At 42.4% G+C, this 26700-nt stretch carries 24 protein-coding genes and 2 other annotated features; of the genes, 6 read left to right on the forward strand and 18 right to left on the reverse strand.

The window, feature by feature from the left end; translation table 11 throughout:
• Positions 1-54 precede the first annotated feature (54 nt).
• Complete coding sequence (gene sda / locus MKZ02_RS14870; RefSeq protein ID WP_120031062.1) at positions 55-186, forward strand: sporulation histidine kinase inhibitor Sda; 132 nt, start codon at positions 55-57, stop codon at positions 184-186.
• 93 nt (positions 187-279) lie between these two features.
• Here the strand turns inward: sda and odhB are convergent, their stop codons facing one another.
• Together odhB and MKZ02_RS14880 are read right to left on the reverse strand one after the other, a co-directional pair.
• Entirely contained in the window at positions 280-1539 is a 1260-nt protein-coding gene (odhB, locus tag MKZ02_RS14875; RefSeq protein WP_120031060.1) for a 2-oxoglutarate dehydrogenase complex dihydrolipoyllysine-residue succinyltransferase, read from the reverse strand.
• Positions 1540-1653: 114 nt separating this feature from the next.
• The gene (locus tag MKZ02_RS14880) at positions 1654-4479 is read right to left on the reverse strand and encodes a 2-oxoglutarate dehydrogenase E1 component (protein ID WP_340854268.1); all 2826 of its coding nucleotides are present in this window, start codon (positions 4477-4479) and stop codon (positions 1654-1656) included.
• A gap of 560 nt (positions 4480-5039) precedes the next feature.
• On the opposite strand from MKZ02_RS14880, the gene MKZ02_RS14885 reads away from it, so the two are divergent.
• A complete protein-coding gene (locus MKZ02_RS14885; protein ID WP_340854269.1) occupies positions 5040-5636 on the forward strand; it encodes a class I SAM-dependent methyltransferase in 597 nt (198 codons plus the stop codon).
• A 37-nt stretch (positions 5637-5673) separates the two neighbouring features.
• Here the strand turns inward: MKZ02_RS14885 and MKZ02_RS14890 are convergent, their stop codons facing one another.
• The 9 genes from MKZ02_RS14890 to trpE all read right to left on the reverse strand — a co-directional run bounded on the left by MKZ02_RS14890 (position 5674) and on the right by trpE (position 15109).
• Positions 5674-6753 carry a DsrE/DsrF/DrsH-like family protein gene (locus MKZ02_RS14890; RefSeq protein ID WP_340854270.1) on the reverse strand — a complete coding sequence of 360 codons (1080 nt, stop codon included), beginning with the start codon at positions 6751-6753 and terminating at the stop codon, positions 5674-5676.
• A 294-nt stretch (positions 6754-7047) separates the two neighbouring features.
• Complete coding sequence (locus tag MKZ02_RS14895; protein ID WP_340854271.1) at positions 7048-7374, reverse strand: hypothetical protein; 327 nt, start codon at positions 7372-7374, stop codon at positions 7048-7050.
• Positions 7375-7435: 61 nt separating this feature from the next.
• A complete protein-coding gene (locus MKZ02_RS14900) occupies positions 7436-7984 on the reverse strand; it encodes a short-chain dehydrogenase (RefSeq protein WP_340854272.1) in 549 nt (182 codons plus the stop codon).
• 737 nt (positions 7985-8721) lie between these two features.
• Complete coding sequence (gene trpA, locus MKZ02_RS14905; RefSeq protein ID WP_340854273.1) at positions 8722-9507, reverse strand: tryptophan synthase subunit alpha; 786 nt, start codon at positions 9505-9507, stop codon at positions 8722-8724.
• On the reverse strand, positions 9500-10705 hold the full coding sequence (gene trpB / locus MKZ02_RS14910) for a tryptophan synthase subunit beta (protein WP_340854274.1): 1206 nt from the start codon (positions 10703-10705) through the stop codon (positions 9500-9502). Before trpB ends, trpA begins: the two co-directional genes overlap by 8 nt.
• The gene (locus tag MKZ02_RS14915) at positions 10680-11315 is read right to left on the reverse strand and encodes a phosphoribosylanthranilate isomerase (protein ID WP_340854275.1); all 636 of its coding nucleotides are present in this window, start codon (positions 11313-11315) and stop codon (positions 10680-10682) included. Before MKZ02_RS14915 ends, trpB begins: the two co-directional genes overlap by 26 nt.
• 10 nt (positions 11316-11325) lie before the next feature.
• Complete coding sequence (trpC, locus tag MKZ02_RS14920) at positions 11326-12105, reverse strand: indole-3-glycerol phosphate synthase TrpC (protein WP_340854276.1); 780 nt, start codon at positions 12103-12105, stop codon at positions 11326-11328.
• A complete protein-coding gene (locus MKZ02_RS14925) occupies positions 12102-13715 on the reverse strand; it encodes a bifunctional anthranilate synthase component II/anthranilate phosphoribosyltransferase (protein ID WP_340854277.1) in 1614 nt (537 codons plus the stop codon). Before MKZ02_RS14925 ends, trpC begins: the two co-directional genes overlap by 4 nt.
• Complete coding sequence (gene trpE / locus MKZ02_RS14930; RefSeq protein WP_340854278.1) at positions 13715-15109, reverse strand: anthranilate synthase component I; 1395 nt, start codon at positions 15107-15109, stop codon at positions 13715-13717. The genes MKZ02_RS14925 and trpE overlap by 1 nt, the downstream gene beginning before the upstream one ends.
• A gap of 70 nt (positions 15110-15179) precedes the next feature.
• Positions 15180-15408 (reverse strand) — a binding site (T-box leader).
• Positions 15409-15442: 34 nt separating this feature from the next.
• Positions 15443-15692, reverse strand: a binding site (T-box leader).
• Between the two features lie 222 nt (positions 15693-15914).
• On the opposite strand from trpE, the gene MKZ02_RS14935 reads away from it, so the two are divergent.
• A complete protein-coding gene (locus MKZ02_RS14935) occupies positions 15915-17150 on the forward strand; it encodes an EAL and HDOD domain-containing protein (RefSeq protein ID WP_340854279.1) in 1236 nt (411 codons plus the stop codon).
• Here the strand turns inward: MKZ02_RS14935 and panF are convergent.
• From panF to MKZ02_RS14950, 3 genes are all read right to left on the reverse strand, one after another.
• Complete coding sequence (gene panF / locus MKZ02_RS14940; RefSeq protein ID WP_340854280.1) at positions 17147-18583, reverse strand: sodium/pantothenate symporter; 1437 nt, start codon at positions 18581-18583, stop codon at positions 17147-17149. The two genes, MKZ02_RS14935 and panF, sit on opposite strands and share 4 nt — an antisense overlap.
• Positions 18580-18858 (reverse strand): YhdT family protein, encoded by a 279-nt coding sequence (locus MKZ02_RS14945; protein ID WP_340854281.1) that lies wholly within the window; start codon positions 18856-18858, stop codon positions 18580-18582. The genes panF and MKZ02_RS14945 overlap by 4 nt, the downstream gene beginning before the upstream one ends.
• A 328-nt stretch (positions 18859-19186) precedes the next feature.
• Positions 19187-19387, reverse strand: a complete 201-nt coding sequence (locus MKZ02_RS14950; RefSeq protein WP_340854282.1) for a ClpX C4-type zinc finger protein — start codon at positions 19385-19387, stop codon at positions 19187-19189.
• Positions 19388-19832: 445 nt separating this feature from the next.
• On the opposite strand from MKZ02_RS14950, the gene MKZ02_RS14955 reads away from it, so the two are divergent.
• The gene (locus tag MKZ02_RS14955) at positions 19833-20378 is read left to right on the forward strand and encodes a DUF1697 domain-containing protein (protein ID WP_340854283.1); all 546 of its coding nucleotides are present in this window, start codon (positions 19833-19835) and stop codon (positions 20376-20378) included.
• A 118-nt stretch (positions 20379-20496) separates the two neighbouring features.
• Positions 20497-20727 carry a hypothetical protein gene (locus MKZ02_RS14960; RefSeq protein WP_120031020.1) on the forward strand — a complete coding sequence of 77 codons (231 nt, stop codon included), beginning with the start codon at positions 20497-20499 and terminating at the stop codon, positions 20725-20727.
• A gap of 154 nt (positions 20728-20881) precedes the next feature.
• Here MKZ02_RS14960 and thrB read toward each other — a convergent pair whose 3' ends face one another.
• The 4 genes from thrB to MKZ02_RS14980 all read right to left on the reverse strand — a co-directional run bounded on the left by thrB (position 20882) and on the right by MKZ02_RS14980 (position 25797).
• Positions 20882-21772 (reverse strand): homoserine kinase, encoded by an 891-nt coding sequence (gene thrB, locus MKZ02_RS14965; protein ID WP_340854284.1) that lies wholly within the window; start codon positions 21770-21772, stop codon positions 20882-20884.
• Complete coding sequence (gene thrC, locus MKZ02_RS14970) at positions 21769-22830, reverse strand: threonine synthase (RefSeq protein WP_120031016.1); 1062 nt, start codon at positions 22828-22830, stop codon at positions 21769-21771. Before thrC ends, thrB begins: the two co-directional genes overlap by 4 nt.
• Complete coding sequence (locus MKZ02_RS14975; protein WP_120031014.1) at positions 22827-24131, reverse strand: homoserine dehydrogenase; 1305 nt, start codon at positions 24129-24131, stop codon at positions 22827-22829. Before MKZ02_RS14975 ends, thrC begins: the two co-directional genes overlap by 4 nt.
• Positions 24132-24621: 490 nt before the next feature.
• Positions 24622-25797: a hypothetical protein gene (locus tag MKZ02_RS14980; protein ID WP_340854285.1), complete on the reverse strand. Its 1176-nt coding sequence runs from the start codon at positions 25795-25797 to the stop codon at positions 24622-24624.
• Positions 25798-26077: 280 nt separating this feature from the next.
• On the opposite strand from MKZ02_RS14980, the gene MKZ02_RS14985 reads away from it, so the two are divergent.
• Complete coding sequence (locus MKZ02_RS14985; RefSeq protein WP_340854286.1) at positions 26078-26608, forward strand: DUF4183 domain-containing protein; 531 nt, start codon at positions 26078-26080, stop codon at positions 26606-26608.
• Positions 26609-26700: the final 92 nt, after the last annotated feature.

Raw genomic sequence — 26700 nt, forward strand, 5'->3', positions numbered from 1 at the left:
TTATTTCATTTTCTAAGCCACGGATATACTGACCTATTTCAAGGAGGTAATTTCATGAAAATCATGAGTAATGAAATGCTTGTAGCAGCCTATCGAGACGCAAAGAACAAAGGTCAAGACACAGATTGGATTAGAATGCTTCGAAACGAGGCGCAGAAGCGCGGCCTCAATGTGACGAAAAATTAACTAACTAAAAAAATGCCAGGTATGCCGTAAGTTGGCATACCTTTTTTATGCTACAAATAAAAAAACCAGCCATTCACGGCTGGTTTTTTCTTATTAACCTTCAAGAAGAAGATCTTCAGGATTTTCAAGTAAATCTTTTACCATTTTTAAGAAGCCAACTGCTTCTTTTCCATCGATTACTCTGTGGTCATAAGATAGAGCCACATACATCATTGGACGGTTTTCCATGCGGTCTTTATCGATAGCAACCGGACGAGTTTGAATAGTGTGCATGCCAAGGATACCTACTTGTGTACCATTAAGGATCGGTGTAGAAAGCAGGGAACCGAACACACCACCATTTGTAATCGTAAATGTTCCGCCTTGAAGATCACCAAGAGCTAGTTTGTTGTCACGAGCTTTTAGTGCAAGACCTAAAATATCGCTTTCGATTTCAGCGAAGTTTTTACGATCACAATCACGAACAACCGGTACAACAAGGCCTTCTTCAGTAGAAACGGCCACACCGATATCGTAAAATTTCTTCAATACGATTTCATTTCCATCAATTTCAGCATTTACATAAGGGAATTTCTTCAATGCAGCAACAACTGCTTTTGTGAAGAAAGACATAAATCCTAAGCGGACATCATGAGCTTCAAAGAATTTATCTTTTTTGCGTTTGCGCAGTTCCATGACAGCTGTCATATCAATTTCGTTAAATGTAGTCAGCATAGCTGTAGATTGCTTCACTTCTAGAAGACGGTTAGCAATCGTTTGACGGCGGCGAGACATTCTTTCACGAACAACAGGTTTGCTGTCATCTTGTTTTGGGGCAGCCGCTGGAGCAGCAGGCTTAGCTGCTGGTTGTTGTGGAGCTGCTGGTTTAGCTCCGTTAGCAGAATAAGATTCTACATCTTGTTTACGCACGCGGCCCATTGGATCCACTGTAGGCACTTCATTTAAATCAATGCCTTTTTCGCGAGCCATTTTACGGGCTGCTGGAGAAGCGATTGGGCGTTGCTTTGCATCTTGAGCTGCTGGAGCTTCTTTTACAACTTCTTGTGCTGGTTTAGCTTCCTCTTGCTGAGGAGCTGCCGCAGGTGCTGCTTCTTCAACAGGTGCCGGTGCTGCGCCATTTCCTTCACCTACAATAGCGATGACTTGACCAACCTCTACTGTATCGCCCTCTTCCGCTTTCAGCTCTTGAATAACACCCGCTTCTTCGGAAATTACTTCTACATTTACTTTATCTGTTTCAAGTTCAACAATGTATTCGCCTTTTTCAACTACATCTCCTGGTTTTTTCAACCATTGCGCAATTGTACCTTCTGTAATTGATTCTGCCAACTCTGGAACTTTAATTTCAGCCACTTTCGTGTCCTCCTCTAATATACATTCGTCTTATCTTGTTAGTTGTAATAAAAATATTTTATTTCAAAGCTGAACAGGCCGCAAAGACAGCCTGCCAGCTTTTCATCTAATTTATTAGCCTCTTGTAATAGCTGCTTTTAAAATACGCGCTTGTTCTTTCTTATGCACAATCGCATCCCCTTCTGAAGGGCTGGAGCGACGACGGCGGCCAATGTAACGAACGGTCGCTTCTTCTGGCGCTACATCACGAAGACGTGCATCCATATAAGTCCATGCTCCGAAGTTTTGCGGTTCTTCCTGCATCCATACTACCTCTTTCAATTGCGGGAATTGCGCTAAAAATTCTCTAATTTCTTCTTTAGGGAATGGATATAATTCTTCTACTCTTAACACGTGCAGCCAGTTAAGCTCTTCTTCTGCTTTGCTAATTTGTTCAGCCAAATCAACAGACACTTTACCGCTACACAGAACAACTCTTTCTACTTGTTCCGGATGATCTCCAAGTCTTGGTTCTGCTACAACCGGCTTAAAGGAGCCAGAAGCAAACTCAGAAGCCTTAGAAGCCGCAAGCGGATGGCGCAGCAGGCTTTTCGGAGTCATGATCACTAGCGGGCGCACTTCTTCTTTTTGCAAGATTGCGGCTTGGCGGCGCAACACGTGGAAGTATTGAGCCGTTGAAGAAAGGTTGGCTACTGTCCAGTTGTTTTCTGCAGCATTTTGCAGGAAGCGTTCTAGACGGCCGCTTGAATGTTCAGGTCCTTGTCCTTCATAGCCATGTGGCAGAAGCATAACAAGACCCGATTTTTGTCCCCATTTTGCTCGGCCAGAAGACACAAACTGATCAAACATTGGCTGCGCCATATTGGCGAAATCACCAAACTGGGCTTCCCACAGAACGAGTGTTTCCGGAGAAAATACGTTGTAGCCATATTCATAACCGACAACTGCTAGTTCTGTTAATGGGCTGTTAATGACAACGAAAGAAGCATTTGTTTCCTCTAAGTGATTTAAAGGAATATATTCTTGGCCTGTTTCAACGTCATGAAGAACAAGGTTGCGATGAGCGAACGTACCACGCTGAGCATCCTGCCCTGTTAAGCGGACTGGTGTGCCGCCCTTCAGGATGGAAGCGAAGGCAAGTGCTTCTGCATGGCCCCAGTCAATCTGTCCATCTGTTTCAAAGACATTTTCACGACGCTTTAAAATACGCTCAAGCTTTTTAAATACGTGTAAATCTTTCGGCCAGTTTAATAATTCGCTGTTAATTCTGCTTAATACGTCTGCTTCTACTCCTGTTTCGCTGGATGGAAGCTCGCGTTCAACGAATTTTGGCGGATTCATTACAATATCCGGATTCTCGTCTTTCTTCGGAACCGTTTCATACAAGTCTTTTAGCTTCTGTTCATTCTCCGCGTAAAGTTTTTCTGCTTCTTCCTTAGAAATGACTCCGCGGTTAACGAGCTTATCTGCATAAAGCTGACGAACGGTTGGGTGTTGATGAATCATTTGATACATCGTTGGATTTGTCGTCATTGGCTCATCCATTTCATTATGACCAAAGCGGCGGTAACCAATCAAGTCGATAACAAAGTCTTTACCGAAACGATTACGATAATCAACGGCCATAAGAGCCGCAGCAATACATGCTTCTGGATCATCCGCATTCACATGAACGATCGGCACTTCGAAACCTTTTGCCAGGTCAGAAGCATAACGAGTAGAACGTGAATCATAGCTTTCTGTCGTAAATCCGATCATATTGTTCGCGATAATGTGAATGGAACCGCCTGTTTGATAACCAGGAATCCGGCTCATGTTAAATGTTTCACTCACAACGCCCTGGCCTGGGAATGCAGCATCACCGTGAATTAAAATAGCCAACGCAGCATTTGTATCTTGTTCAGGCACACCTGGTTTAGCGCGGTTTTCCTGTGCCGCTCTTGTGTAGCCAGCTACAACTGGGCTAACGATTTCAAGGTGGCTCGGGTTGTTAGCGAGCGTCACACGAGTAATATCTGCATCTTCCTTAAAGCTGTGATCCGCTCCAAGGTGATATTTCACATCGCCCGTCCAGCCATATGTAGTCATCTTCATAGAGCCTTCAGGAAGCAGATTTTTGCTTGGCGCATGTTGGAACTCGGCAAAAATCATTTCGTATGGTTTACCTAAGATGTGGGCCAAAACATTTAAGCGGCCTCTGTGGGCCATGCCGATATTTACTGTTTTTGCTCCTATTTCTGTTGAATGCTTTACAAGTTCATCTAGTAGAGGAACCATCGCATCCAACCCTTCGATAGAGAAGCGCTTTTGGCCGACGAATGTTTTATGAATAAATTTCTCAAAGCCTTCTACTTGTGTCAGTCTCTTTAACAGCTGAATTTTTTGTTCGCTTGAGAATGTTGGATAATAATTAGTTGATTCAATTTGCTGTCTGAACCATTGTCTTTCTTCTAAATTATGGACTTGGGCTAACTCAAAAGCCAGTTTATCTGTATAGACTTTTTTCAAGTGTTGGATCGCATCATATCCGTCCCTCACATGTGCAGGTGCATCAGGACATAAATATTGAACAGGAACTTTTCGCAATTCTTCTTCTGTTAAGTTGAAAGTGCTTAATTCGATTCGGTACGTATCTTTATTCTTGTCACTCAGTGGATTAATATCTGCTGCAAGATGACCGTACGTACGGATACTGTCAGCCAGTTTGACTGCGTTAAACAAAACATTTAAATCATTGCCTGATGCAGGTACAGCTGTCTTACCACCTTCTTGGTGGGGTACATTTGCTACAGGTGCTCCCCACTCTTCAAACATCTGCTTCATTTCTGGATCGATTGATTCAGGATCTTTTAGATAGTGCTCGTACAACTCCATTACATATCCAAGGTTTGGTCCGGAGAACTCACTCCACGGATTCCCTTGGGCTGTCTGCATTTTCATTCTGAAAAACCTCCAACTATTTCGCCCATTAATTTTTGCTAAATGATATTTTGATGGGCTTACATTGTGTATTGCCTATCACTCTATACACCATGATACACCCAGGATGAAAATTTATACTGCCTACAAGGACATCTTACCACTGCAAGGTATTGAGGGAAAGCATTAAAGCTTAATTTGCCAAATATGCCACGTATTTTTTATTAGTATAATTTGACAAGTGGAAATTATTCTGCTAAGCAGCAATTTTACAGCATTTCCCCGCTTGATTCATTCCTCTATCTTCATCTCAATAGAGCAGCATCATTTTTTCCATGTACAATCTTACTACTCTTGCGGCGAAAAACCAATATTTTTTCATAAAAAAGTCGCATTTATTATACAACTTGTCAAGTAAGCACTTCTTCGCTGTGTTATGAGGGAAATTTGCTGCTTCATTCCATGAATAGGACTTGCGTTTTTATATGATTAATGAAGCAATGCTTAAAATAAATGCTCGATCGATGATTTCATAGAAAATAAAGAGGTATATATTATAGAAAAAAGCGGAGGACGACTGGATGTTTTCATTTTTTTCTAAACAATTCGAAAAGCCGGATGGCTTGCTCGGCCAAGCAGCAGGCAAAATTATGTCAGTGGAGAATCGAACCATTAATAAATGGACGCTTGATCTTTTAAACATCAAACTGAATGACCACGTGCTCGAAGTTGGCTTTGGACCTGGCTTCGCTATCGAAGAAGCAGGCAAACGCTTTCCTTCTATCTATATTGACGGAGTGGATGCGTCCGAAACAATGAAACATACGTGTGAAAAGCGAAACCAATTGTTAGTAAGTGAAGGAAGGCTGCGTCTATTCGTCAAGGATATTGCTGAATTCGAAACAGATAAGCATTATGATCGGGTTTTGTCAGTCAATAATTATCCGCTCTGGTCAAACCGTGAAAAAGGACTTGCCGTCTTATATCAGCTGGTGAAACAGGATGGACAAATTGCCATTACCGTCCAACCACGCGAGGAGAATGCCGACGATACTAAGACAAAGCAGCTGGCACGAATGATCTGCAACGACCTGGAGAAAGCCGGTTTTTCCGGCGCTGCCGTTCATTACAAAGAAGAGCGGCCGGTGTTAACCGTTTGCGTGACGGCTATTAAATAAGAAAAGTGTGTGCAAACGCACACACTTTTCTTATTTTTTAAATGAATAAATTCACATTAGCATTCTCGGCCTGACCAAGATAGGTAGCTACCCCGCCAATTTCTACCCCATCGATCAATTCCTCTTTACGGATGCCCATAACATCCATGCTCATTGCACAAGCAACGATGCGAACTCCCATGTTCATCGCATTTTCCATTAGTGTTTCCAAGCTGTCTACGTTTTTCTTTTCCATCACTTGACGAATCATTTTTGCGCCCATGCCACCCATATTCATGTTAGAAATAGGCAAATGCTTAGGACCCGCTGGCATCATTTTCGTAAACATTTTTTCCATAAAATCTTTTCCATCCTGAGGAATTTCTTCATCACGGCGCAGAATGTTCAATCCCCAGAATGTGAAGAACATCGTGACCTTCTTTCCCATAGCGGCTGCGCCTGTTGCAATAATAAAGGAAGCAATCGCTTTATCTAAATCCTGGTTAAATACAACGAGAGTCGCTCCTTTATTAGTCTTTTCTTCTCCTGCTTGTACAGAAGCTTCAGGTTTTCCCGCTGCTCCTTTGCGCATGTAGGCAACCGTTGTTTTCCCTGTTGTTTCACTGCCGATAAACGTGTTTCCTGTATTCGCACACCATGCTTTGGCATCAGCAATAAATCCTGGATCAGTTACCTTTACTTCTAGTACTTCTCCATCTTTCATTTGATTCATTGCTTGGAACACTTGGCTAATCGGCCCTGGACATTGTAACCCTGAGCAATTCAATTCCTTATCTGGTTTTATTTGTGTCCCCTCTATCTTCTCTTCTTTCTCATTACCCGTAGATTGAAGATATTCAGCATAAGCACGATATCCGCCCGCTACATTATAAGCATCAAATCCATTCTCCAATAATAACTGAACAGCTGTTTCTCCACGCTTTCCGGATTGGCAGGAAATATAGACAGGCTGATTCTTAGGCAGTTCGCCCAAATGCTTGGATAGTTCTCCGAGCGGAATATTTTTACTTCCTTCTATATAGCCCATTAACCTCTCCGATTCCTCACGAACGTCAATCAGTAAAGCACCTTCCTTTACTAGATGATCAATTTCTTTTACCTCTACTGTTTTACTCAATTTTATTTCCTCCTTCTACATATACACATGGGGGTATATTTTCAGATAAAAAAATATCCAGTCACTGTATACTTGCATTTTATTATAAAATAATCTCATTGTCAAATACCCTTATAGGTATATTTCAAAAAGTGAGCGGAAAAACATTACGCAAGATAAGCAGTTTATCTTTTGTCATTCTCATGTGAAAGCACACTACATAACATTTAAAAAGCTTAGGGATTATTATGGTCCTAAGCTTTTTCCTAATCCGTCTCCTTTTATTACATATTAGGATCGTACAAGACTCGTTTATCATCGTTCTGAGCGTTTCTGCCTAACATAAAAGATGATAGAATTCATCACGCTAAAGATAACAATTATCAAGAACAGATAGGTCGTTATTTCATCTCCCCCTAAACCGAGCTCATCAACGATAATTGCGTCATAATATAACAGTTGGGCAGATACAATGACTAAAACGACCGATCCCCCCACCACGAATAAATGATGAACCTTTCTTCTTAAAGAAGGAAGCAGCGCGATAAGAAATAGAAACAACATTGCCACAATTAAAGTAATAAAGACAGGCCGCAATAAAGTGAATGCTCCCATAGTTTCAAATGAATCGTATGTATACATAGAATCTCCACCATTCTATCTTTTGATATACATATTCTACCATAAAAGCAGTCTCACTTTGTCAAGGCCGTCTTTCCCAAGGCTCAATTTGACCAATGGTTAGTAGTTTTTCTTTCTTCTTTACAGCTTCAATTACACCTTTAGAAATCTCCTCATTTGTTAACCATCTTGAATGACTGCCTTCATCGATAAAACCTAATTGAACTTGATGATAAAAGTAACTATCAGCTAAAGGACGCTTTCTCTTGATTTTATCCGCATCCGAACTGCTGCCTAAAATATGAAATAGTTCCCATTTATTCTCATTGGCAGAAACCTCTTTTACTATAAACTCAAGTGCACGTTCAGCAGTCGAGTGAATCCAAGCGACTACCATATCGATATCTCCGTTTTGCTTAATGGTTGCCTTTACTTTCTTTCTTAATTCATATTCATTGTGATAATCAACTAGTATAGGTGTTACACAGCTTTTTAAACCGGTTCTTTCTATTAATGATTTCATGCGCCCAGCATTTCTTGCGAGGATGGATACATGATAGCCGTTATCTAATAGCCAAAGTGATACTCCTGCAAGCATCCCCGTTCCACCTACTACTAATACGTGCTTCATTCTTTCCCTCCCTTACGTAAAACTAAATTTTATATGGAATGTTCATTGTTCTTAAATTTCCTGTTCTAACTATCCCTTTACTGATCAACTCATGCTTTATTGTAGCGTGGCTATCGGCAAAAGAATCGAATAAATGCTGTGGATTGCAAAATAAAAACCCCTAATTAAAATCAGAGGTTTCTCATAAATCAGATTGCATAGCTTTATCAACAGCTGAAATTGTAGATTCAATGGTTTCATAAGTTTCAATCATGAGGTTTGTAAGATATGTTATTTGGTAGCTATTGTTCTGGTAGCTTACGAATAATAGAGGTGTGCCACTATTACTTGTAAAAGTTAATGATATTTCACAGTTATGGTATTCCTTCAGGGTTTTTAACATGGTTGCTGTATGGTTTGATGACATATCTTGTGGTACCTCCCTTCTATTACAGTGAGAGGATGACTAAGAACAGTCTCTAAATTCTCAAAATAATATAATTTTTACTTCTAGATTTACTATAACATGACAATAACTTGAAATTCACGAGGAATTTGAAAGGGGTCTTTTTGCTTAAATTCGACTTTTTTCGATAATGACCGCTTTAAATCTCTTTATTAGATTTTAAGATGAGAAATAAATTTATTTTAAACTGCTAAAAACATGTCGTATTACAACAAGAATCGAGTGTGAAACCGTTAAAGTCTCACACTCGATTCCCTATCATTTCTCTACATTAGTAGAATACTTCTCTTCATTAATTCACTTTAACCGTAGCGTGAGGAATCAATTGTTTGATTTCCTCTTTTTTTCCTTCATGGAACAATTCAACGATTTTACTGCCGACAATGACCCCATCACAATACTGGCCAAGTTCCTCTGCTTGTTCTTTTGAAGATACGCCGAATCCGGCTAGTACGGGAACCGCGCTTTTTGATTTAATACGCTGCAAATAAGAGGCGACATCATCCTGGTAGCTTGCGCGGACACCTGTTGTTCCCTTTACTGTTACTGCATAAATAAAGCCCTCCGCTCCATCTGCAATTTTAGCGATCCTGTCTTCAGGACTCGTCAAGGTAGCTAAACGGATTAACGCAAGATCCTTCTGCTTCAGCGCTTCACTTACTTCTCCTTCTTCTTCAATTGGCATATCGGGAATGATCACACCGGATACCCCTGCTTTGCGGCTATCTTCAGCAAACGCTTCAGCCCCGTATTGAAAGACTGGGTTCAAATACGTCATCAAAATGATTGGGATCGTAAAAGAATCTTGATGAATGGTTAAATACTCCAACACCCTCTTCAACGTTACCTCATGTGCTAACGCCCGCTTTCCAGCTTCCTGAATAACAGGGCCGTCGGCGACCGGATCAGAAAAAGGAATGCCGATTTCTGCTGCGGTAACACCCGCTTCCTGTAAATAAAGAAGCTGGTCCTTCAAAGCATCGAGTCCGCCGTCCCCAGCCATAATATAAGAAATAAAGGCTTTATAGTCTTTTTCTTGTACGGTTTGAAAAGCTTTTTCTAGCTTGAATTTACTCATGTTCTTTGCCTCCTAATCTTGCTTGAATGGCTTCTACATCTTTGTCCCCTCTGCCAGATAAACAAACAGCGATACATTCGTCTTTCTCCATCTTTTTTGCGAGCTTTGCAGCATAGGCGATCGCATGCGAGCTTTCCAGTGCTGGAATAATCCCTTCTGTTTGCGTCAGCAGCTTGAACCCTTCCAGTGCTTCTTCATCAGTTATCGATGTGTATTCGACCCGGCCGATTTCTTTTAACAGGCTGTGTTCCGGTCCGACACCTGGGTAATCCAGCCCCGCTGAGATAGAGTGCGCCTCTTGGATTTGGCCGGCCTCATCTTGGAGAAGGTACATTTTACTGCCGTGCAGGACGCCGATCTTTCCTTTCGTCAGCGAAGCAGCATGCTCTTCCGTATCCACACCACTTCCGGCAGCTTCTACCCCATACATCTTTACACCTTCATCATTAATAAACGGATAAAACATGCCCATTGCGTTGCTGCCACCGCCCACACAAGCCACGACTGCATCTGGAAGCTTTCCTTCTTTTTTCAACATCTGCTCTTTCGTTTCCTTGCCAATGACACTTTGAAAATCACGGACGATCTGTGGGAATGGGTGCGGTCCTAGGACAGATCCCATAACATAATGCGTATCCTCCACATTGGCTACCCAATAACGTAATGCTTCATTGACTGCATCTTTCAACGTGCCGCTTCCCTGGCTCACACTGACCACCTTCGCCCCTAGCAGCTCCATCCGGAATACATTCAGCTTTTGGCGGCGAATATCTTCTTCTCCCATGAAGATGACACATTCTAAATTCAACAGCGCACTCACTGTTGCTGTCGCCACACCATGCTGGCCGGCTCCCGTTTCTGCGACGACTTTCTTTTTCCCCATACGCACCGCTAACAGCGCCTGCCCGATCGTATTGTTAATTTTGTGGGCACCCGTATGATTTAAATCTTCGCGTTTTAAATAAATTTTTGCCCCGCCCAGCTTTTCGGTTAAGTTCCGGGCAAAATAAAGCGGGTTTTCCCGGCCAATGTAATCTGTCAAATAGTCATTTAGCTCCTCTAAAAACGCTGGATCTTGCATTGCTTCCTGATAAGCTTCCTCCAATTCAAGAACCGCCTGCATTAATGTTTCCGGTACATAACGGCCGCCAAATGGTCCGAAGTGCCCTCGCTCATCTGGTTGTACATATGTAGTCATCTTTCGTTACTCCCTTCACTGTTTGAATAAACTGTTTTATTTTTTCCCGATCTTTTACTCCGTCTGTTTCCACTCCACTTGAGACATCTACGGCAAACGGACGGACCGTTCCAATCGCTTCTTCTACATTTTCCGTGTTTAGTCCCCCAGCTAAAATCAGACGGGAACGATCAAAAGATTCTTTTTCTAAAAGCGTCCAGTCAAAAGACGTCCCATTGCCGCCCCGGTAAGGGCCAGCCGGACTATCAAGCAAAATAAAGTCTGCTGGATAGCTCAGGATGTCTGAAAGCTTCGCCCCTTTTTCAAAGCTGAATGCTTTAATCACTGGCAATCGGAGTCTTTTCGCCATTTCAGGCGGTTCATCACCATGGAGCTGAATCACATCGAGTGAAGCCTGATCGGCAATAGATTCTATTTTCTCTAATTCCTCATTCACGAAGACCCCGACTTTTAACGGGCCTTTCCCCAGGCTGGCAGCAATTTCTTGTGCCTGTTCAGCTGACAGCTGCCGCTTGCTTTTGGCAAACACAAAGCCAAGTGCATCGGTTCCGATTTGTTTGGCGTACAGAGCGGTCTCTACGTCCCGAATGCCGCATATTTTCACTTTCATGCTCGTCACCTCACAGGCTGATTTTCAATTCACGGAACGTTTTACCGATATTCCCGCTCTTCATAAAGGTTTCTCCGACTAAAATGCCTTTGGCTCCAGCCGCTTTGACTCTTTCTACATCAGCAGCTGTGCGGATGCCGCTTTCGGCAATAAACACCTTTTCAGGATGCCAATAAGACTGCAATAGCCGCTCAGTTACTCCCAGATCGACCACGAAGCTTTTTAAATCACGATTGTTAATACCAATGACATCGGCATCAATGAGAAGAGCCCGCTCCATCTCTTCTTCATTGTGAACTTCAAGCAATACATCGAGCTCCTGCTCCTTAGCATATGAATAGAGACTTGCCAGCTGGTCTTGCTGAAGAGCGGCTGCAATCAGTAAAATAATATCCGCACCCGCTGCTTTTGCCCGGTCAATCTGGATAGAATCAATCATAAAATCCTTGCATAAGACTGGGACCGTCACGTTCTGGCGCACTGCTTCCAAATCGCTCATCGTGCCTTTAAAAAAAGGTTCGTCTGTTAAGACAGAAATAGCATCGGCACCGCTTTGTTCATATTCTTTTGCCTGCCGAACAGGATCAACGTCTGGATGAATATCTCCTTTAGAAGGGGAGGCCCTTTTAATCTCAGAAATAATGTTCATTTTTTTAGATTCATAAAAACGGGTATATAAAGATCGTTTTTCCTGTTTCTCTTTTGGTATACTCACCTGGAAAGTCTGCTTCAATCGCTCGACTTCCTCCTGTTTCTTAGCCAGAATTTTATCTAAAATGGTTGCATTCATACTGGGATCCTCACTTTCTGCCGATGTTTTGAATAGTCAATTAAATACTGTAATTTTGATAAGGCTGCACCTGAATCAATGCTTTCTCTCGCTAGCTCGATGCCTTCTTGAATGGTTTTTGCTTTGCCATTAGCGAACAAGCCAATGCCGGCATTTAAGAGAACGGTATCGCGTCTTGCTCCTTTTTCCCCTTCCAGAATGCTTTTTAAAATTTCGGCATTTTCTTTTGCTTCGCCGCCGCGGATCGCCTCTAGACCATAAACAGGGAGTCCAACTTCTTCTGGTGTGACGATCATTTTTTTCGTCTCTCCTGATTCAAGTAAAATCAAATGATTTTCCCCTGCTAAAGAAGCTTCATCCATAAAACCTGCTCCATTTAGCACAACCGCTCGCTTTCTTCCAAGACGATTCAGCACGTTGGCCATCATCTCCAGCATATCCCGGCGATAAATACCGAGCAGTTGGGTATCAAGGTGAACCGGATTTGTTAATGGACCGATTAAGTTAAAAACCGTTGGAATTTTTAAATCCCGGCGGACTTTCATAATCTTTTTTAATCTTGGATGAACGTGAGGCGCGAATAAAAAGGCGATGCCGTTCTCTTCCAGAAGCTCATCTGTTTCCCCTTCTAAGTAATCAAGAGAAATGCCGAGATGCTCTAATACATCAGCGCTGCCTGTTTTGCTCGATACGCTGCGGTTGCCATGCTTCGCTACTTTTACTCCCGCACCTGCTAATACAAAAGCCGATGTCGTGCTGATATTAAAGCTTTGCGAGCCATCTCCACCGGTTCCGCAATTGTCCATTACGCCCGGCAGTTGCTTCCCTATACCAAGTGCATTTTGTCTCAACACATTCACAAGCGCAGCAATCTCTTCCACCGTTTCCCCTTTTGCCTTTAAAGCAACGAGGAAAGCGGCAATTTCGCTGTCTGTTGCATCCTCCTGCAGGATTTCTTCAATGGCCGCCTCCATTTCTATTTCCTGCAGTGACTGGTGATCGGACAATTTCAGTAAGTATTGTTTCATGTTCTTCTCCTTTCGGTACTGACGGAAAAATTGCTGAATCATATCCGTTCCTGCTTTTGTTCCGATGGATTCAGGATGAAATTGCAACCCGTACACGGGGTACTCTCGATGGCGAAGCGCCATAATTTCTTCATCGTCCGCAGATGTGGCGAGTACCTCCAGCTTTTCTGGAAGCGACTCTTGATCAACAGAAAGCGAATGATACCGCATGACAGGAACTGGGCCAGCTAGTGCCTGAAACATCCCTTTGCCGTCATGCTTAATGAGTGAGATTTTTCCGTGCTTAATCGTTTTTGCGGGCTTGATTTTCGCCCCGAATGCGGCCGCAATCGCCTGGTGCCCCAGGCAAATGCCAAGGATCGGAATCCGGTGAAAGAAGCTGCGAACCACATCGATACAAATGCCTGCTTCCTCCGGTGTGCCGGGACCGGGTGATAATACGATAGCTTCCGGTTCAAGGGCTTCAATCTCTGCGAGTGTCATTTCATCATTGCGGATGACCCGTACATTTTTTCCTAAAGAACCGATTTGCTGATACAAGTTATACGTAAAGGAATCGTAGTTATCAATGAGTAGGATCATTATTTTACCTCCAGCAATGCTTTTGCTTTATGCATTGTTTCTTCATATTCTTTTTCCGGAATGGAATCATACACGATACCGGCTCCTGCCTGAACATAGGCTTGGTTGCCTTTCACAATCATCGTCCGGATCGCAAGGGCAAAATCGAGATCACCATTTGATGAGATATAGCCGACTGCTCCGGCGTACAAGCCGCGCTTCGTTGACTCTAAGTCATTAATAATTTGCATCGCCCGGATTTTTGGCGCACCCGATACTGTTCCGGCAGGCAGGCAAGCTGACAGCGCTTCAAGGGGATGAATTTCCTCCTTTAGTTCTCCTGTTACTTCCGAGACAATATGCATGACATGCTTATATTTTTCAATCTTCTGATATTTAGATAAATGAACGCTCCCAATTTTACATACCCGACCAAGGTCATTACGGCTTAAATCTACCAACATTCGATGTTCAGCTATTTCCTTTTCATCATTAAGCAGTTCCCGTTCTAGCGCTGTATCTTCCTCTTCATTTACTCCTCGTGGCCTTGTACCGGCTATTGGGTTGGTTGTAACTTCCCGACCATTAATCCGTATAAGGCTCTCAGGCGAAGCCCCTAATACCGTATATTCATTAAAATCAATATAAAACATATAAGGCGAAGGATTGGATGTTCGTAAACGCCGGTATAGCGAAAACGGATTGCCCTCGAATGCTGCCTTCAGTCGCTGGGAAAGGACTACCTGGAAAATGTCTCCGCGAATAATATGCTGTTTGGCTGTTTCAACCAGTTGGCTGAATTGCTCTTTATCCACATTGCCAGCAAATGAAAGATGATCTAGCACTTCCGTCTGCTTTGGCTGGCTCGCGCCGTTTACGCAATTTTCCAAATTCAGTAACGTTTCTTCCAGCTCCTCTTCTGACCGGTCACCAAACAGATCAACTGCGGCAAGTGTTACTTTCTGCAACAAGTGGTCATAAATGATAAATGTATCGTAAAACATAAAGTGAACATCCGGCATTTCCAGTTCGTCTTCTAGCGATTCACCGATATGCTCATCTAAAAACATAACATCGTACCCGATATACCCAATCCCGCCCCCAAAGAAAGGAAAAGGCTGTTCAGTTGTCTCTCTGTTATATAGCATTTCTTTTAACTGGTGGAGACTATGGCCGAAAGACGAATCTCTCACTCCAGTGCGGTGATTGATTCGTTCTGTCTCCTGGCCAGCCGCTTTATATTCGGCTGCTGGATTCATTCCAAGAAAAGAATACCGCCCGCTTTGTTCATGCTTATAAGAGCTTTCAAGCAGAAATTTCTTTTCTCCCTGCATTTGATGATAAAGCATAATCGGTGTCAGCATATCGCCTTCCATTTCCTTCAATTTATAATTCATTTTTTCTGTTGTTTTCATCTCTCTTTCACCTCTTGAGCGTTTAATAAAAATAAAAAAGTCCTCCGCAGCAAGTGAATAGATCACTGCTGCGGAGGACGGATTAACCGCGGTGCCACCTCGCATTGAAGCTCTAAAGCTTCCTCTTCGTCCAGACGGAATATTGATCCCGTCTGGGTCCTGGTAACGGTGGAAGCCGGGCAGCCATTTCCTGCTGCCTCTCCGAAGTCCATTCAGCCTGATATGCGGCACCGGCTCTCACCTTCCCGGCTCTCTGTTGCGCGCGTCACAAACTTACTCTTCTTCGTCAATGAATTTACCTATAAATTTAAAAAACACAAAAAGCCCCCTATCGCAAAGGACGGGGAGCCGTGGTGCCACCTTTATTGACTGCGGTTCGTGCAGTCCACTCTGAGAGCATCGAAGCTTATTGCTTGAATGCCTGTCTTTTGTAACGATAAGACGTTCGCCGCAGCCTACTATCGAAAGGAGTTCGGTACGGAAGCTCGGAAGGCCATTCACTAAAATGTTTGCACTGATTTGCACCAACCATCAGCTCTCTGAAGCATTCATTAAAGCTACTCTTCTTCGTCAACACTTGTTATAAGTCGTTCTTTGTTTTGTTGTAATACATCATATTCTAATTTTATATAAAAAGTCAACCCTTTGTTTGAATTTTTTTATTTTTATAAGCCTGATGGTCGTCTCACTTTGTTAAAAATAGATTTTCCAAATTTTTATAGGTATTTATAGACAAATATTCCTAATGATTGTATCTTTTTACCTATAGGTTATGAACAAAGTAGTAATAGATGGGGTGAGATCAATGACTGTGCATGTAGCCAGGCAACCAATTTTTAATCGAAAAGAACAAACAGTTGCTTACGAGCTGCTCTATCGCGACAGTGACGGCAAACATCCTGGAACGTCAATAAACGGTGATGAAGCAACGATCGAAGTATTAGCGAACAGTCTCTTAAACATTGGACTCGATAAGCTTTCCAGAGGAAAACAAGTATATATCAACTTCACAGAAAATTTGCTTTTGCAGCATTTTCCTGAAATTTTGCCGGCAGAAAAAATTGTCATTGAGCTATTAGAAGAAATAGAAACAACTGCCGGAATAAAGGCTGCTTGCAAGGAATTAAAGGCAAAAGGCTATACTCTCGCTCTTGATGACTTCCTTTTAAGAGACGAAAATAAGGAACTGATACAATATGCGGATATTATCAAGGTAGATTTTCTTGATACGACCAAAGCTGAGAGAGGCAAAATGAAACGGGACATGGCTGGCCTTCCTCTTATATGGCTCGCAGAAAAAGTAGAAACAAGGGAACATTTACAAGAAGCGCTGGATGAAGGATTCGACTTATTCCAAGGATTCTTCTTTGCTGAGCCTACAATTATCAGCGCTAAATCCATTCCCCAGTTTTCAGGACGCTACTTTGTTATTTTGCATGAAGTCATGAGTTCCGAACCTAACGTTTATAAAATAGCCAAACTTATTGAAGCAGACTTGTCTCTTTCCTACAAGTTATTAAAGCTGCTCAACCGGACTGTTTTTATTCAAAGAAAAAAAATAAAAACGATTCATCAAGCCATTATGCTTATTGGTCTTGATGAATTAAAAAAGTGGCTGTTTGTGATGATGTTCAGCTCCTCTGATTCGATGTGTTCAGAGGAGGTCATCCGTGTTTCTTTGGTGCGGGCAAAAACGTTAGAATTACTTGCCTTATGCTACCTTCACGATGAACCTTCATCTCTGTTTTTTCTCTTAGGCATGCTCTCGATGATTGACGTTTTCATCCATAAGCCAATAGAAGTGCTCCTTCAAGATTTGCCGGTTGATGAAAAAATAAAAGAAGCCCTTCTCTTTGAAGACGGGACACTTTTTCAGCTGCTTCATTTGATAGTGGAAATGGAGAGAGGACATTGGACAGCTGTCAGTGAAATCAGCCATGAAATGCAAATGGAGGAACGGGTATTATTGGCCTGTTATCAAGACGCATTCCAATGGGCTGATATGATTATAAAAACAGAAGCAGGCCCAGATTATATCTAGGCCTGCTTCCAATTGGAACGTCCGCTCAATAAAGAGACCGCTATAAATGTAACAAGTGATAACAAAATGGGCAAAACCACTGTATGCATCCCAAATGCATTGGGATAAAACGTATTAAAAAGAATATAGGAGACCATACCTATAATCATTGCGGATGCTGCTCCTGCTCCGTTTGCCCGCTGCCAGTACAAGCCTAAAACAACCGGCCAGATAAATACAGCTTCAAGACCGCCGAATGAAAATAAATTGAGCCAGATAATTAAATCAGGAGGCTGTAGAGCAACGATAAAAACAACCACTCCAATAATCGTCGTCACAATAAAGCTTAGCTTTTTCACTTTCTTTTCTTCTGCCTCTTTATTAATAAAGTGCAAATATAAATCTTTTACAACCGCACTTGATACGAGCAGAAGCAAAGAATCTACCGTAGACATAATCGCCGCCATCGGGGCCGCAAGAACAATGCCGGCCAGCCAGTCTGGCATTATGGTCATTGCCAGTTCAGGCATTACCTTATCGCCTATTGTCACACCAGGAATAATTGCGCGCGCCATCACTCCAATCAAGTGCATGCCGAGCATAATCACCCCTACCACGATGGTGCCGATAATCAGCGCACGGTGCATAGCCTTGGCATCTTTATAACTCATTGCTCTGACAGCTACTTGTGGCAAGCCAACAACACCGATGCCGACCAACACCCAAAAAGATGAAACATAAAGCGGTGTTAGACTGCGATCATTTCCATAGGGGCTTAATAGATTGGGATTTTCTGCTCCGAGAGTCATCATAATCTTCTCCATGCCTCCACCGGCCTTCAAAGCAGCCACAAATAAAATCACTGTACCAGCAACCATAATAAGGCCCTGAACCATATCAGTAATTGCTACTGCACGAAATCCACCAATTACCACATAAATTAAGACAGAGGCTGCGAAAATTATTAAGGCGGTAGTATAGGAAAGACCCGTAAGTGACTCTACAAGCCGTGCTCCGCCAATCCATTGGGCCACCATAGCAGAAAATAAGAAAATAATAATGCTGAGTGCGGCCAATATAACAACAAGCTGACTTTTATAACGGGCAAATAAAAAGTCCACAAGGGTTACAGCCTGATACCTTCTCGCCATGATAGCAAACTTCTTTCCGAGAATCATCAAAACAAAATACCCGGTAGCCACCTGGCTCATCGCCAGCAGCACCCAGGAAAGCCCATAATTATAAGCGGCTCCAGGACCACTCAAAAAACTGGAGGCACTTCCATACGTCGCCGCCATCGTCATGGCAAGAATAAATCCCCCCAGCTCGCGGCTGCCTAAAAAATATTCCTGAATAAATGAGGACGAACTTTGCACATGCCTTGAGGCATAAATCCCAACTAAAAAAATCAGTACAAGAAACACAACAAGCGGCCAAATTACCGACATATTCATCGCTTCTCACCTTCTTCATCAAACGGTACTTCTTTAAAGAAGTATTTTACTGTAAAGGCTACGAGAAAAATCATTACAATAAGGCCTACTACACAGCTGAAAAAAAACCAAGCTGGAAGTCCGAAGATGAAGCTGTAATTTTCAGCTGGACCACTGCCAAGACCATATGCAAAACCGTACCACCAAATAAAATTAAAAACGACTAACAAGATTCCTATCCACGCTTCTTTTTTAGCTATTTTGAAACGGGAATCCTCCTGTACCTTTTTATTCATGTTTCCCTTCCTTTCTTTAACAGGAGCTTAGCAGCCTCTTATAACATTACGATACGAGCCCAGCAGATGCAATCCGTTTCATAAAAAAGAAAAGACAGCACGTTAAACGTACTGCCTTCTCACACATATCAGCAATGCTTCAGTCTCATTAAAAGAGGGGGTAATGAGAATGAATTTCAATTTCAATTATAACCGATTCACATTTATTGTCAACCATCTTTCTTTATTATTTAGGCTATTTTAAATATTATGATCGATAACTGAATGGGAATAGAGGAAAACCCGTACAACTAAAAGTTTCCCTTGCCTTATTCAAGCAGAACACCATCTAAATTACAGCAGAATGTGATTTAATCACTTCCGCGCCAAACTCCAAACATTCATGGCATATAGAGACTCCTGGTCCGATAGCTAACTTTCTAATCTTTTCTTCTTTACTTCTGAGACAAAACGAACAGGAATCAAGAGGTTGCGTATTGTTTACAGTATGGGCAATTGAGTTTTTTTCTATGGAGTCGTACGTACACATTTGTATAGGGTATATTCTTCACACCGACAAAATGTCCTGCCTGTTTAGACTACTGTCTCTTCGAGTATGTGTTCATTAAGTGAACAATTTTTCATTAAACGTACGAGTTTTTCAACATAACGGCGGTAAAATACTCATCCCCCGGAAATATTGCCCGATTTGATGTATTCATACCAATTTTTTAATAGGCTCTGTTAAAGCTAAAGGTTGTTTTTTCTATTGTTGATCGTAACGGAAAAGAGAGTCCTTGTGAGCCCCGTAGAAGTACATACGACGTCGAGGCTCACGGACCGCCCCTGCAATGAAAATCAACGCTCAAGTATAAATAGAACCATTTAATTAAAGAACAGGGCGATTAAGAAAAAGGAATCGAAGCAATTAGCGGAGAATAAAAAGTGACTAAGACTGTAATAGATTTATATAAAAAGTGAAAAGGATGATGGTTATGGTTTATATTGCTCTTCTGCGGGGGATTAATGTGGGTGGAAAGAATAAAATTGACATGAAGCTGCTTAAACAAACATTTGAGCACGTCGGGATGAATGACGTAGTGACATACATCAATACAGGTAACATTATTTTTTCACACAATAGCCTATCAAAAACTGAACTATCACGTATTTTGGAAGAAGCAATCTATAATGATTTCCAATTACAAATTAAAGTAGTAGTTCGTAGTGTCGATGATGTCAGAGGAATTATGAACGCTATTCCTGACACATGGAAAAATGATAAAAACATGACGAGTGATGTCATGTTTTTATGGGATGAAATCGATGATGAATCGGTACTTGAGAAGCTGGTTATTAAACCAAATATCGACACAGTGAAATATGTCCCCGGCGCGATTCTATGGTCGGTTGACAAGAAAAATGTAACCAAAAGTGGAAAGACAAAGATCATCGGATCAAAGATATACAAACAAATTACGGTAAGAAATGTCAACACTGCCCGTAAGATATATGAACTGATGCAAGCTCAAAACAGTTAGTTCTTCTGATGATGATTATACAATTGATTTTTATCGTTTTGATCAGAGTGAGAGAGCTTCAATAAGATTTGAATAAAGCTTAGATTTTCAAACGACTTGATTGCTAAAAAGTGGAATCGTGTTTATTATTTATCAATCCATTTTGCCATTCTTCTTAACGACGATTACTCTTCTTATCCATGCACTTACGTTAAAACGCTTCCCTAAATCTGTTGGCGGGCAGCTCGCTGGATTCGCAGCGCCACTGTCCATTGGCTTTGTGGTCGATGCAGCCGGCGGCTCTTTTTTCTCTGTTGCCCGGCTGCTTGTAGGATGCGTGTTCTCAGCTTCTTGGCTTTTTAGCGCTTAATTTTAGCCAAGATGCTATTTTCCAAAAGAATCAATTGTTACTCTTGATAACAGACCGGCACAATCTGTATAAAATCGCTTGTACACAAAAATCCCCTGATTGCAGAGTGGTTTTCCTCTCTGCGATCGGGGGATTTAGTCCGTTAAGCTATGCTTTATGTATACTGGATTTGACCTGTATGAAAATCAAGCTGCTTAACCTCACAATCCGTGAACTGATCACGGAACACCGACAGGATATCAGATGCTGTTCCTTTTGGCGCAAATGTTAAAATTGTCGGGCCTGCTCCGCTAATAACCGTGGCATACGCCCCTGCTTCATGTGCAAGCTTTCTCGCTTCCGGCAATTCCTTAATCAACTGCAACCGATAAGGCTCATGAAATTGATCTTTCTCCATGAGCTTGCCAACAAGCTCATAATTGCCAGCAGATAACGCCGCAAGCAGGACATTGGCCACCGCGCTCGCTTCTACCGCTTTTTGTCTTGTAAAGCTTTCTGGAAGAACGCTTCGTGCATCACTCGTCTTCACTTCATAAGATGGAATGAGAACGACCACATCTACATCAGGAACAGGAAGCTGCACAATATCAGCTTCTTCGCCGAATGAAACGCCTGCGACCATGCCGCCAAACAAAGAAGCTCCAATATTATCAGGATGCCCCTCCATTTGATTGCCGATCTTTAGCTTTTCCTGATCAGACAGCTGCAAATTCGCATACCGATCTGCCAGTTCAATGCCGGCCGCAATAGCTGCTGCGCTGCTGCCAAGTCCGCGGGCAAGCGGAATTTCACTGTCCATCACGATGTGCAAAGGCGGTAAAGTGCCACCATAGGCATTCGCCGTTTTCTCGGCCGCCTGATATACAAGATGAGTCTTATCATTTGGCAAACCGGCAAGCGCCGGTGAACGGTGTTCAAAGTGCCATTCAGAGGCTGGTGTAATCTCCAGTGTTAAATATAAATTTAAGGCAAGGCCGAGGGAATCAAACCCCGGCCCGAGGTTGGCCGTGCTGGCCGGTACTTTCATTGTTACCGGCGTACTCATGCACGAACCACTCCTTGGATAAAATCAAACACAGCTTTTTCTTCATTTGGCAGAACAACTGGCTTTTTCGCAATTTGGTCAATCGCTGTTTGTGGATCTTTCAAGCCGTTTCCTGTTAAGACAGCCGCAACCGTAGCACCAGCTGGAATTTCACCAGATTTACGATGTTTAATAATACCAGCAATGGATGCACAAGAAGCCGGCTCTGCAAAAATCCCCTCTTCTTTTGTGATTAATTCAAAGGCTGCGAGGATTTCCTCGTCTGTTACGAGGTCGATTTTACCGCCAGATTCATCTCTTGCGGCAACTGCTTTATCCCAGCTTGCCGGATTCCCGATGCGGATCGCTGTAGCCACTGTTTCCGGCTGTTCGATCACCATGTTTTTCACGATCGCTGCTGCTCCTTCCGCTTCAAAACCGTGCATTTTTGGAAGACCTGTGCCAAATTTTTCGTTATATTCTTTAAACCCTTTCCAGTAAGCTGTAATATTACCGGCATTTCCTACAGGAATAGCTAAAACGTCCGGCGCTTTGCCAAGCTGATCACAAATTTCGAAAGCAGCTGTCTTTTGGCCTTCAATTCGGTATGGGTTAACTGAGTTAACAAGCGTAATTGGTGAATGCTCGCTAATATTGCGGACCATTTTTAACGCATCATCAAAGTTTCCTTCGATTGAAACGATTTCAGCACCGTACATCATCGCCTGAGCTAGTTTTCCCATGGCGATTTTGCCTTCAGGGATAACGATAATCGCACGCATTCCCGCACGGGCTGCATAAGCCGCCGCCGCAGCTGACGTGTTGCCGGTAGAAGCACAGATTACCGTGTTGCTGCCTTCTTCTTTCGCTTTTGCTACAGCCATAACCATGCCGCGGTCTTTAAAAGAACCAGTTGGATTAGTTCCCTCTGTTTTTACATGAAGATCAATATCAAGCTTTTTAGACAAGTTGTGGAGCGGAATCAACGGTGTGTTCCCTTCCATTAAAGACAGTTCCGGTGTTTGTTCTGTTACCGGCAAAAATTCCTTGTATTGTTTAATTAAGCCTTCCCATTTCATCTTGTTGTTCCCTCTCCTTCAACCCGGTAGAAGCTTTCCACACCTTTGACTACACCTAGGTCTTTTACTTGTGTTAATACATTTTGGTAGTTTTCCATCGAAGCTTTATGAGTAACAATCACAATTTCCGCTACTCCTTCTTCTTCAAGCGGCAACTGAAGAATTTTTTCGAAGCTAATCGAATGACTAGAGAATAATTTTGTCAGTTCGGAAAAAGCACCTACTTCATCACGAACGTGTAAACGGATAAAGTATTTAGCGAAACATTCATCCGCCTCTTTTAATTGACGGTCAAATTGCGGTGTCAGCACGCTGCGGCCATTTACGCCGAGACGCATATTTTTAACAACCGCTAAAACATCACTTACAATAGAAGTAGCAGTCGGTAAGCTTCCCGCTCCCGGACCGTAGAACATTGTTTCACCGACGGATTCCCCATACACATAAACAGCGTTATATTCGTCATGAACAGAAGCAAGCGGATGATTGTTTTCTAAGAATGTTGGTTGAACACTTACTTCCGCCCGATCATTTTCCTGTTCAGCGTAGCCGATCAGCTTCATTGTGTAACCGAGCATATTGCCATATTTCAAATCGTCTTTCGTTACGCTTGAAATGCCGCTTACGGATACATCATCCAGCTCAATATCCATAGAGAAAGCGAGGCGGGCGAGAATCGCCATTTTGCGTGCTGCATCCAAACCTTCCACGTCAGATGTTGGATCGGCTTCCGCAAACCCTAAGTCTTGGGCATCTTTCAAAGCCGTTTCATAAGAAAGACCGTCTTTCGTCATCTTCGTTAAAATATAGTTTGTGGTTCCGTTCACAATCCCCATCATCTTTTGGATTTTATCAGAAGCCAGACCATCCGCCAATCCTTTAATGATTGGAATGCCACCGGCTACACTTGCTTCATAGAATAAATCGCAGCCATTTTCCACAGCGATTTTCTGCAATTCTGAGCCATGAAGAGCGATTAAGTCTTTGTTAGCAGTAACGACCTGCTTTTTCAAATTTAAGGCATCAATTATGTACTGGCGTGTTTCTTCAATTCCACCGATGACTTCAACAATCACATCGATTTCTGAATCATTAATTACATCGTACGGATCTGTAGTGAGGAGGCTGCTATCGAGTTCGACATCCCGAACTTTGTCTGGATTCTTCACTAGTACTTTTTTAATTGATACTGGGCATCCTACTTGATGAATGAGCTGCTCCTGATGATTTTGAATCATCTTTACAACCCCTGTACCGACTGTGCCTAACCCTAATAAACCTACTTTTACGTTGTCTCTCACAATTCCTCACTCCCGTGTTCTTTTCTAGTGTACATTTGTTTTTATATAGTAGACATTATATATGCTTCCTTTCCTGATTACAACCTATTATGCTACTAAAATAAAATTCTTTTCGCTTTTCTAAATTTTATAAAATATTCCCCTATCTTTCAACTTTATTTAGTCAAAGCCGTTTTGCCCTTTTTATCCTCTTTAACTATTGTAAATAGCCTATCCCTGCGGTCGCTTCTCATAAAAAACCCGTGTTGTGTGTCATAGGTCTGATTGGAGTAAATCGTTCATCTATAAAAAGAGAAGACCGGCAACCAATTGGTTTTCCGGCTTCTTTACCTGCTTATCACTTTAAAAACTTTCGCCTGCCGTCTCGTTATCCTTATATTGTTGTGTATATTTGAAAAACCGTTTATACATAGAAAACGCTATTCCTATCCAACGGTTGTTAAATAGATACAACTTCGATTTTCAAATTTTTATGTTCTTTGTTTGCTGCCTAAAAAACATCCACTTGAATAACGGTGTCTGTCACAGTGGTTGCGGCACTTGTCGTTACTTTTAATGAAAGACTGTCCCCTGCCTGGAAAGAAACGGATGCCGCATTATTGATATTCGCAGTTTGTGTACCTGTTAATGAAACGGCAAGAAGCGTATCAACACCATTTCTCCGAACGGTCCAAATATCTGTATTGCCAGCTCCCGGCCCGGTTAACGACCGGATACTTAATGATTTTAAAAGACACTTTTGGCTTAGCCGGATAAAGATTTCCGTACTTGAAACAGCAGCTGTTCCCGGACGATAAAATCGGGTAGCTCCTTTAGGCAAGCTGCCTGGATCTCCCCAAATCACAGTAGAAGGCTGTAAGACAGCAGAGAAATTTAAATTATTAGCATTGGAATTAAACAGATTTGTCGTACCCACAGTGAGCGTTCCCGCTGTTTGAGAAATATCAGCTGTCACCCCTTGAACGGTTGATGCCCGTATTACCAGTTGTGCTCCTATTTGATTGACTTCCGCACCTATATATGAACCGCCCCCTCCTGCGCTTGTCACTAAAAAATTATTGTCACGGCAATTAAACCGATGGGCAGTTGTGTTTACTAGCAATGCTCGTTTTGTGCCGAGACCCGCTGATCTCACTACTACTACTGACGACCTGACAGCATCTACATAATCCAAGGGATTTCCTGTGCCATAAGAGTGAACTCCATAAACATTCGATGTACCGGTGGTTGAAGCAGCAGAGTTATCCACTGTTAGGGACGTTGTTCGCAATTTAGCGGTCTGCGAGGTAGTTCCAGGAAAAGCGATCCCGACTAGGGAAACGTGGTTGGAGGAAGTTAACAGCAAACTGACGTCTTCTACTCTTGTATTTTCACCCATAGTTACTAAGGTTGAGTTTGCCGTTACATTTTGTTGGCGAATCGTTACAGTTGATAAACTGAGACCCCTTAATGAATTCCCTGGAGGCATCACTATTTTCTCGTCATACATTCCTGGAAATACAAGAATCGTTATTCCTGTAGCACCTAATGCATTTATGGCTGCTATCGCTCCGTTAATCGTCTTGAAGGGAGACCCTCCAATTGAACCTTTAGAATCATCCCCTGATTTAGTTACTATCGCTGTATTAGGCCTAGATATTAATAATTCTATGATTCCAGTTGGCATAACGTATTCTCCTAATGTTAAATTCTTCTCTGCCTATGATTCATCCTATGCGCACGGCTGAGAACTTAGAAATGAAACCGATTTAAGGGAAATGCTATCGAAAACGGCAAAAGTGCCAGGATTCTGTTCTAGCTTATAAGCACAGGCACTTTGTCTAGTAATTAATAAAATATAGTAACTGAATGAAGAGGTGATTTGATTGAACTTATGCCCAAACTGTCATTTTAGCGATCAATCATGTAGATGCTCATCTAGATATAGCCCATCATGTAAGTATTGGGTGTCTATTGGGAAACATCCTTATCCTCCCAACAAACCTTATCAACGTGGGATAAACTGCAAGAGAACACGTACCAACAATTATCGAAAAAACACACACACAAGAAGCACATGGCCTCGTTTCTATTCCTGCCCCATTCCTGAACGTTCGGAAGAAAAAAGTGAACCCGGTCCTCCTGGTCCACGCGGCCCTCAAGGAAGGCCCGGACCACAGGGATTACCTGGTCCTCCTGGGCCTCCCGGTCCTCCTGGCCCCTCTATTCCAAGTCCCATTCCTGCACAAAATTCACTATACTTCACTTTTTCAGATGGACAAAAACTTACTTATACTAACAGCGATGGATTAGAGCAATACGGAACAACAGAAATATTGCCACCGAGCCAAGTTTCTTATATCAATTTGTTTATCAATGGCATGATCCAACCTCAGAGTGACTACAAAGTAGAAGCAGGAGAATTAACTTTATTGACGGATCAGCCCCCGGCAGAAGGCGTACCGATTACGCTTCAATTTATAACTATTAATGGATAAAAAGTGATAGCTGCTTCTCTCTTATCTTGAGGAATAAAGGGATATAGTAAAATAAAAAATGGACTAGTTTCCCTAAAGGGAAACTAGTCCAT

The sequence above is a fragment of the Pseudobacillus sp. FSL P4-0506 genome (genome assembly GCF_038003025.1).
Taxonomy (GTDB): domain Bacteria; phylum Bacillota; class Bacilli; order Bacillales; family Domibacillaceae; genus Pseudobacillus.

Bases quoted from the DNA above. Each gene is read 5' to 3' on its own strand.
- sda (WP_120031062.1), top strand. From the start codon at position 55: ATGAAAATCATGAGTAATGAAATGCTTGTAGCAGCCTATCGAGACGCA.
- MKZ02_RS14880 (WP_340854268.1), bottom strand. From the start codon at position 4,479: ATGAAAATGCAGACAGCCCAAGGGAATCCGTGGAGTGAGTTCTCCGGA.
- MKZ02_RS14885 (WP_340854269.1), top strand. From the start codon at position 5,040: ATGTTTTCATTTTTTTCTAAACAATTCGAAAAGCCGGATGGCTTGCTC.
- MKZ02_RS14895 (WP_340854271.1), bottom strand. From the start codon at position 7,374: ATGTATACATACGATTCATTTGAAACTATGGGAGCATTCACTTTATTG.
- MKZ02_RS14900 (WP_340854272.1), bottom strand. From the start codon at position 7,984: ATGAAGCACGTATTAGTAGTAGGTGGAACGGGGATGCTTGCAGGAGTA.
- trpA (WP_340854273.1), bottom strand. From the start codon at position 9,507: ATGAGTAAATTCAAGCTAGAAAAAGCTTTTCAAACCGTACAAGAAAAA.
- trpB (WP_340854274.1), bottom strand. From the start codon at position 10,705: ATGACTACATATGTACAACCAGATGAGCGAGGGCACTTCGGACCATTT.
- MKZ02_RS14915 (WP_340854275.1), bottom strand. From the start codon at position 11,315: ATGAAAGTGAAAATATGCGGCATTCGGGACGTAGAGACCGCTCTGTAC.
- trpC (WP_340854276.1), bottom strand. From the start codon at position 12,105: ATGAATGCAACCATTTTAGATAAAATTCTGGCTAAGAAACAGGAGGAA.
- MKZ02_RS14925 (WP_340854277.1), bottom strand. From the start codon at position 13,715: ATGATCCTACTCATTGATAACTACGATTCCTTTACGTATAACTTGTAT.
- trpE (WP_340854278.1), bottom strand. From the start codon at position 15,109: ATGAAAACAACAGAAAAAATGAATTATAAATTGAAGGAAATGGAAGGC.
- MKZ02_RS14935 (WP_340854279.1), top strand. From the start codon at position 15,915: ATGACTGTGCATGTAGCCAGGCAACCAATTTTTAATCGAAAAGAACAA.
- panF (WP_340854280.1), bottom strand. From the start codon at position 18,583: ATGAATATGTCGGTAATTTGGCCGCTTGTTGTGTTTCTTGTACTGATT.
- MKZ02_RS14945 (WP_340854281.1), bottom strand. From the start codon at position 18,858: ATGAATAAAAAGGTACAGGAGGATTCCCGTTTCAAAATAGCTAAAAAA.
- MKZ02_RS14950 (WP_340854282.1), bottom strand. From the start codon at position 19,387: ATGTGTACGTACGACTCCATAGAAAAAAACTCAATTGCCCATACTGTA.
- MKZ02_RS14955 (WP_340854283.1), top strand. From the start codon at position 19,833: ATGGTTTATATTGCTCTTCTGCGGGGGATTAATGTGGGTGGAAAGAAT.
- thrB (WP_340854284.1), bottom strand. From the start codon at position 21,772: ATGAGTACGCCGGTAACAATGAAAGTACCGGCCAGCACGGCCAACCTC.
- thrC (WP_120031016.1), bottom strand. From the start codon at position 22,830: ATGAAATGGGAAGGCTTAATTAAACAATACAAGGAATTTTTGCCGGTA.
- MKZ02_RS14980 (WP_340854285.1), bottom strand. From the start codon at position 25,797: ATGCCAACTGGAATCATAGAATTATTAATATCTAGGCCTAATACAGCG.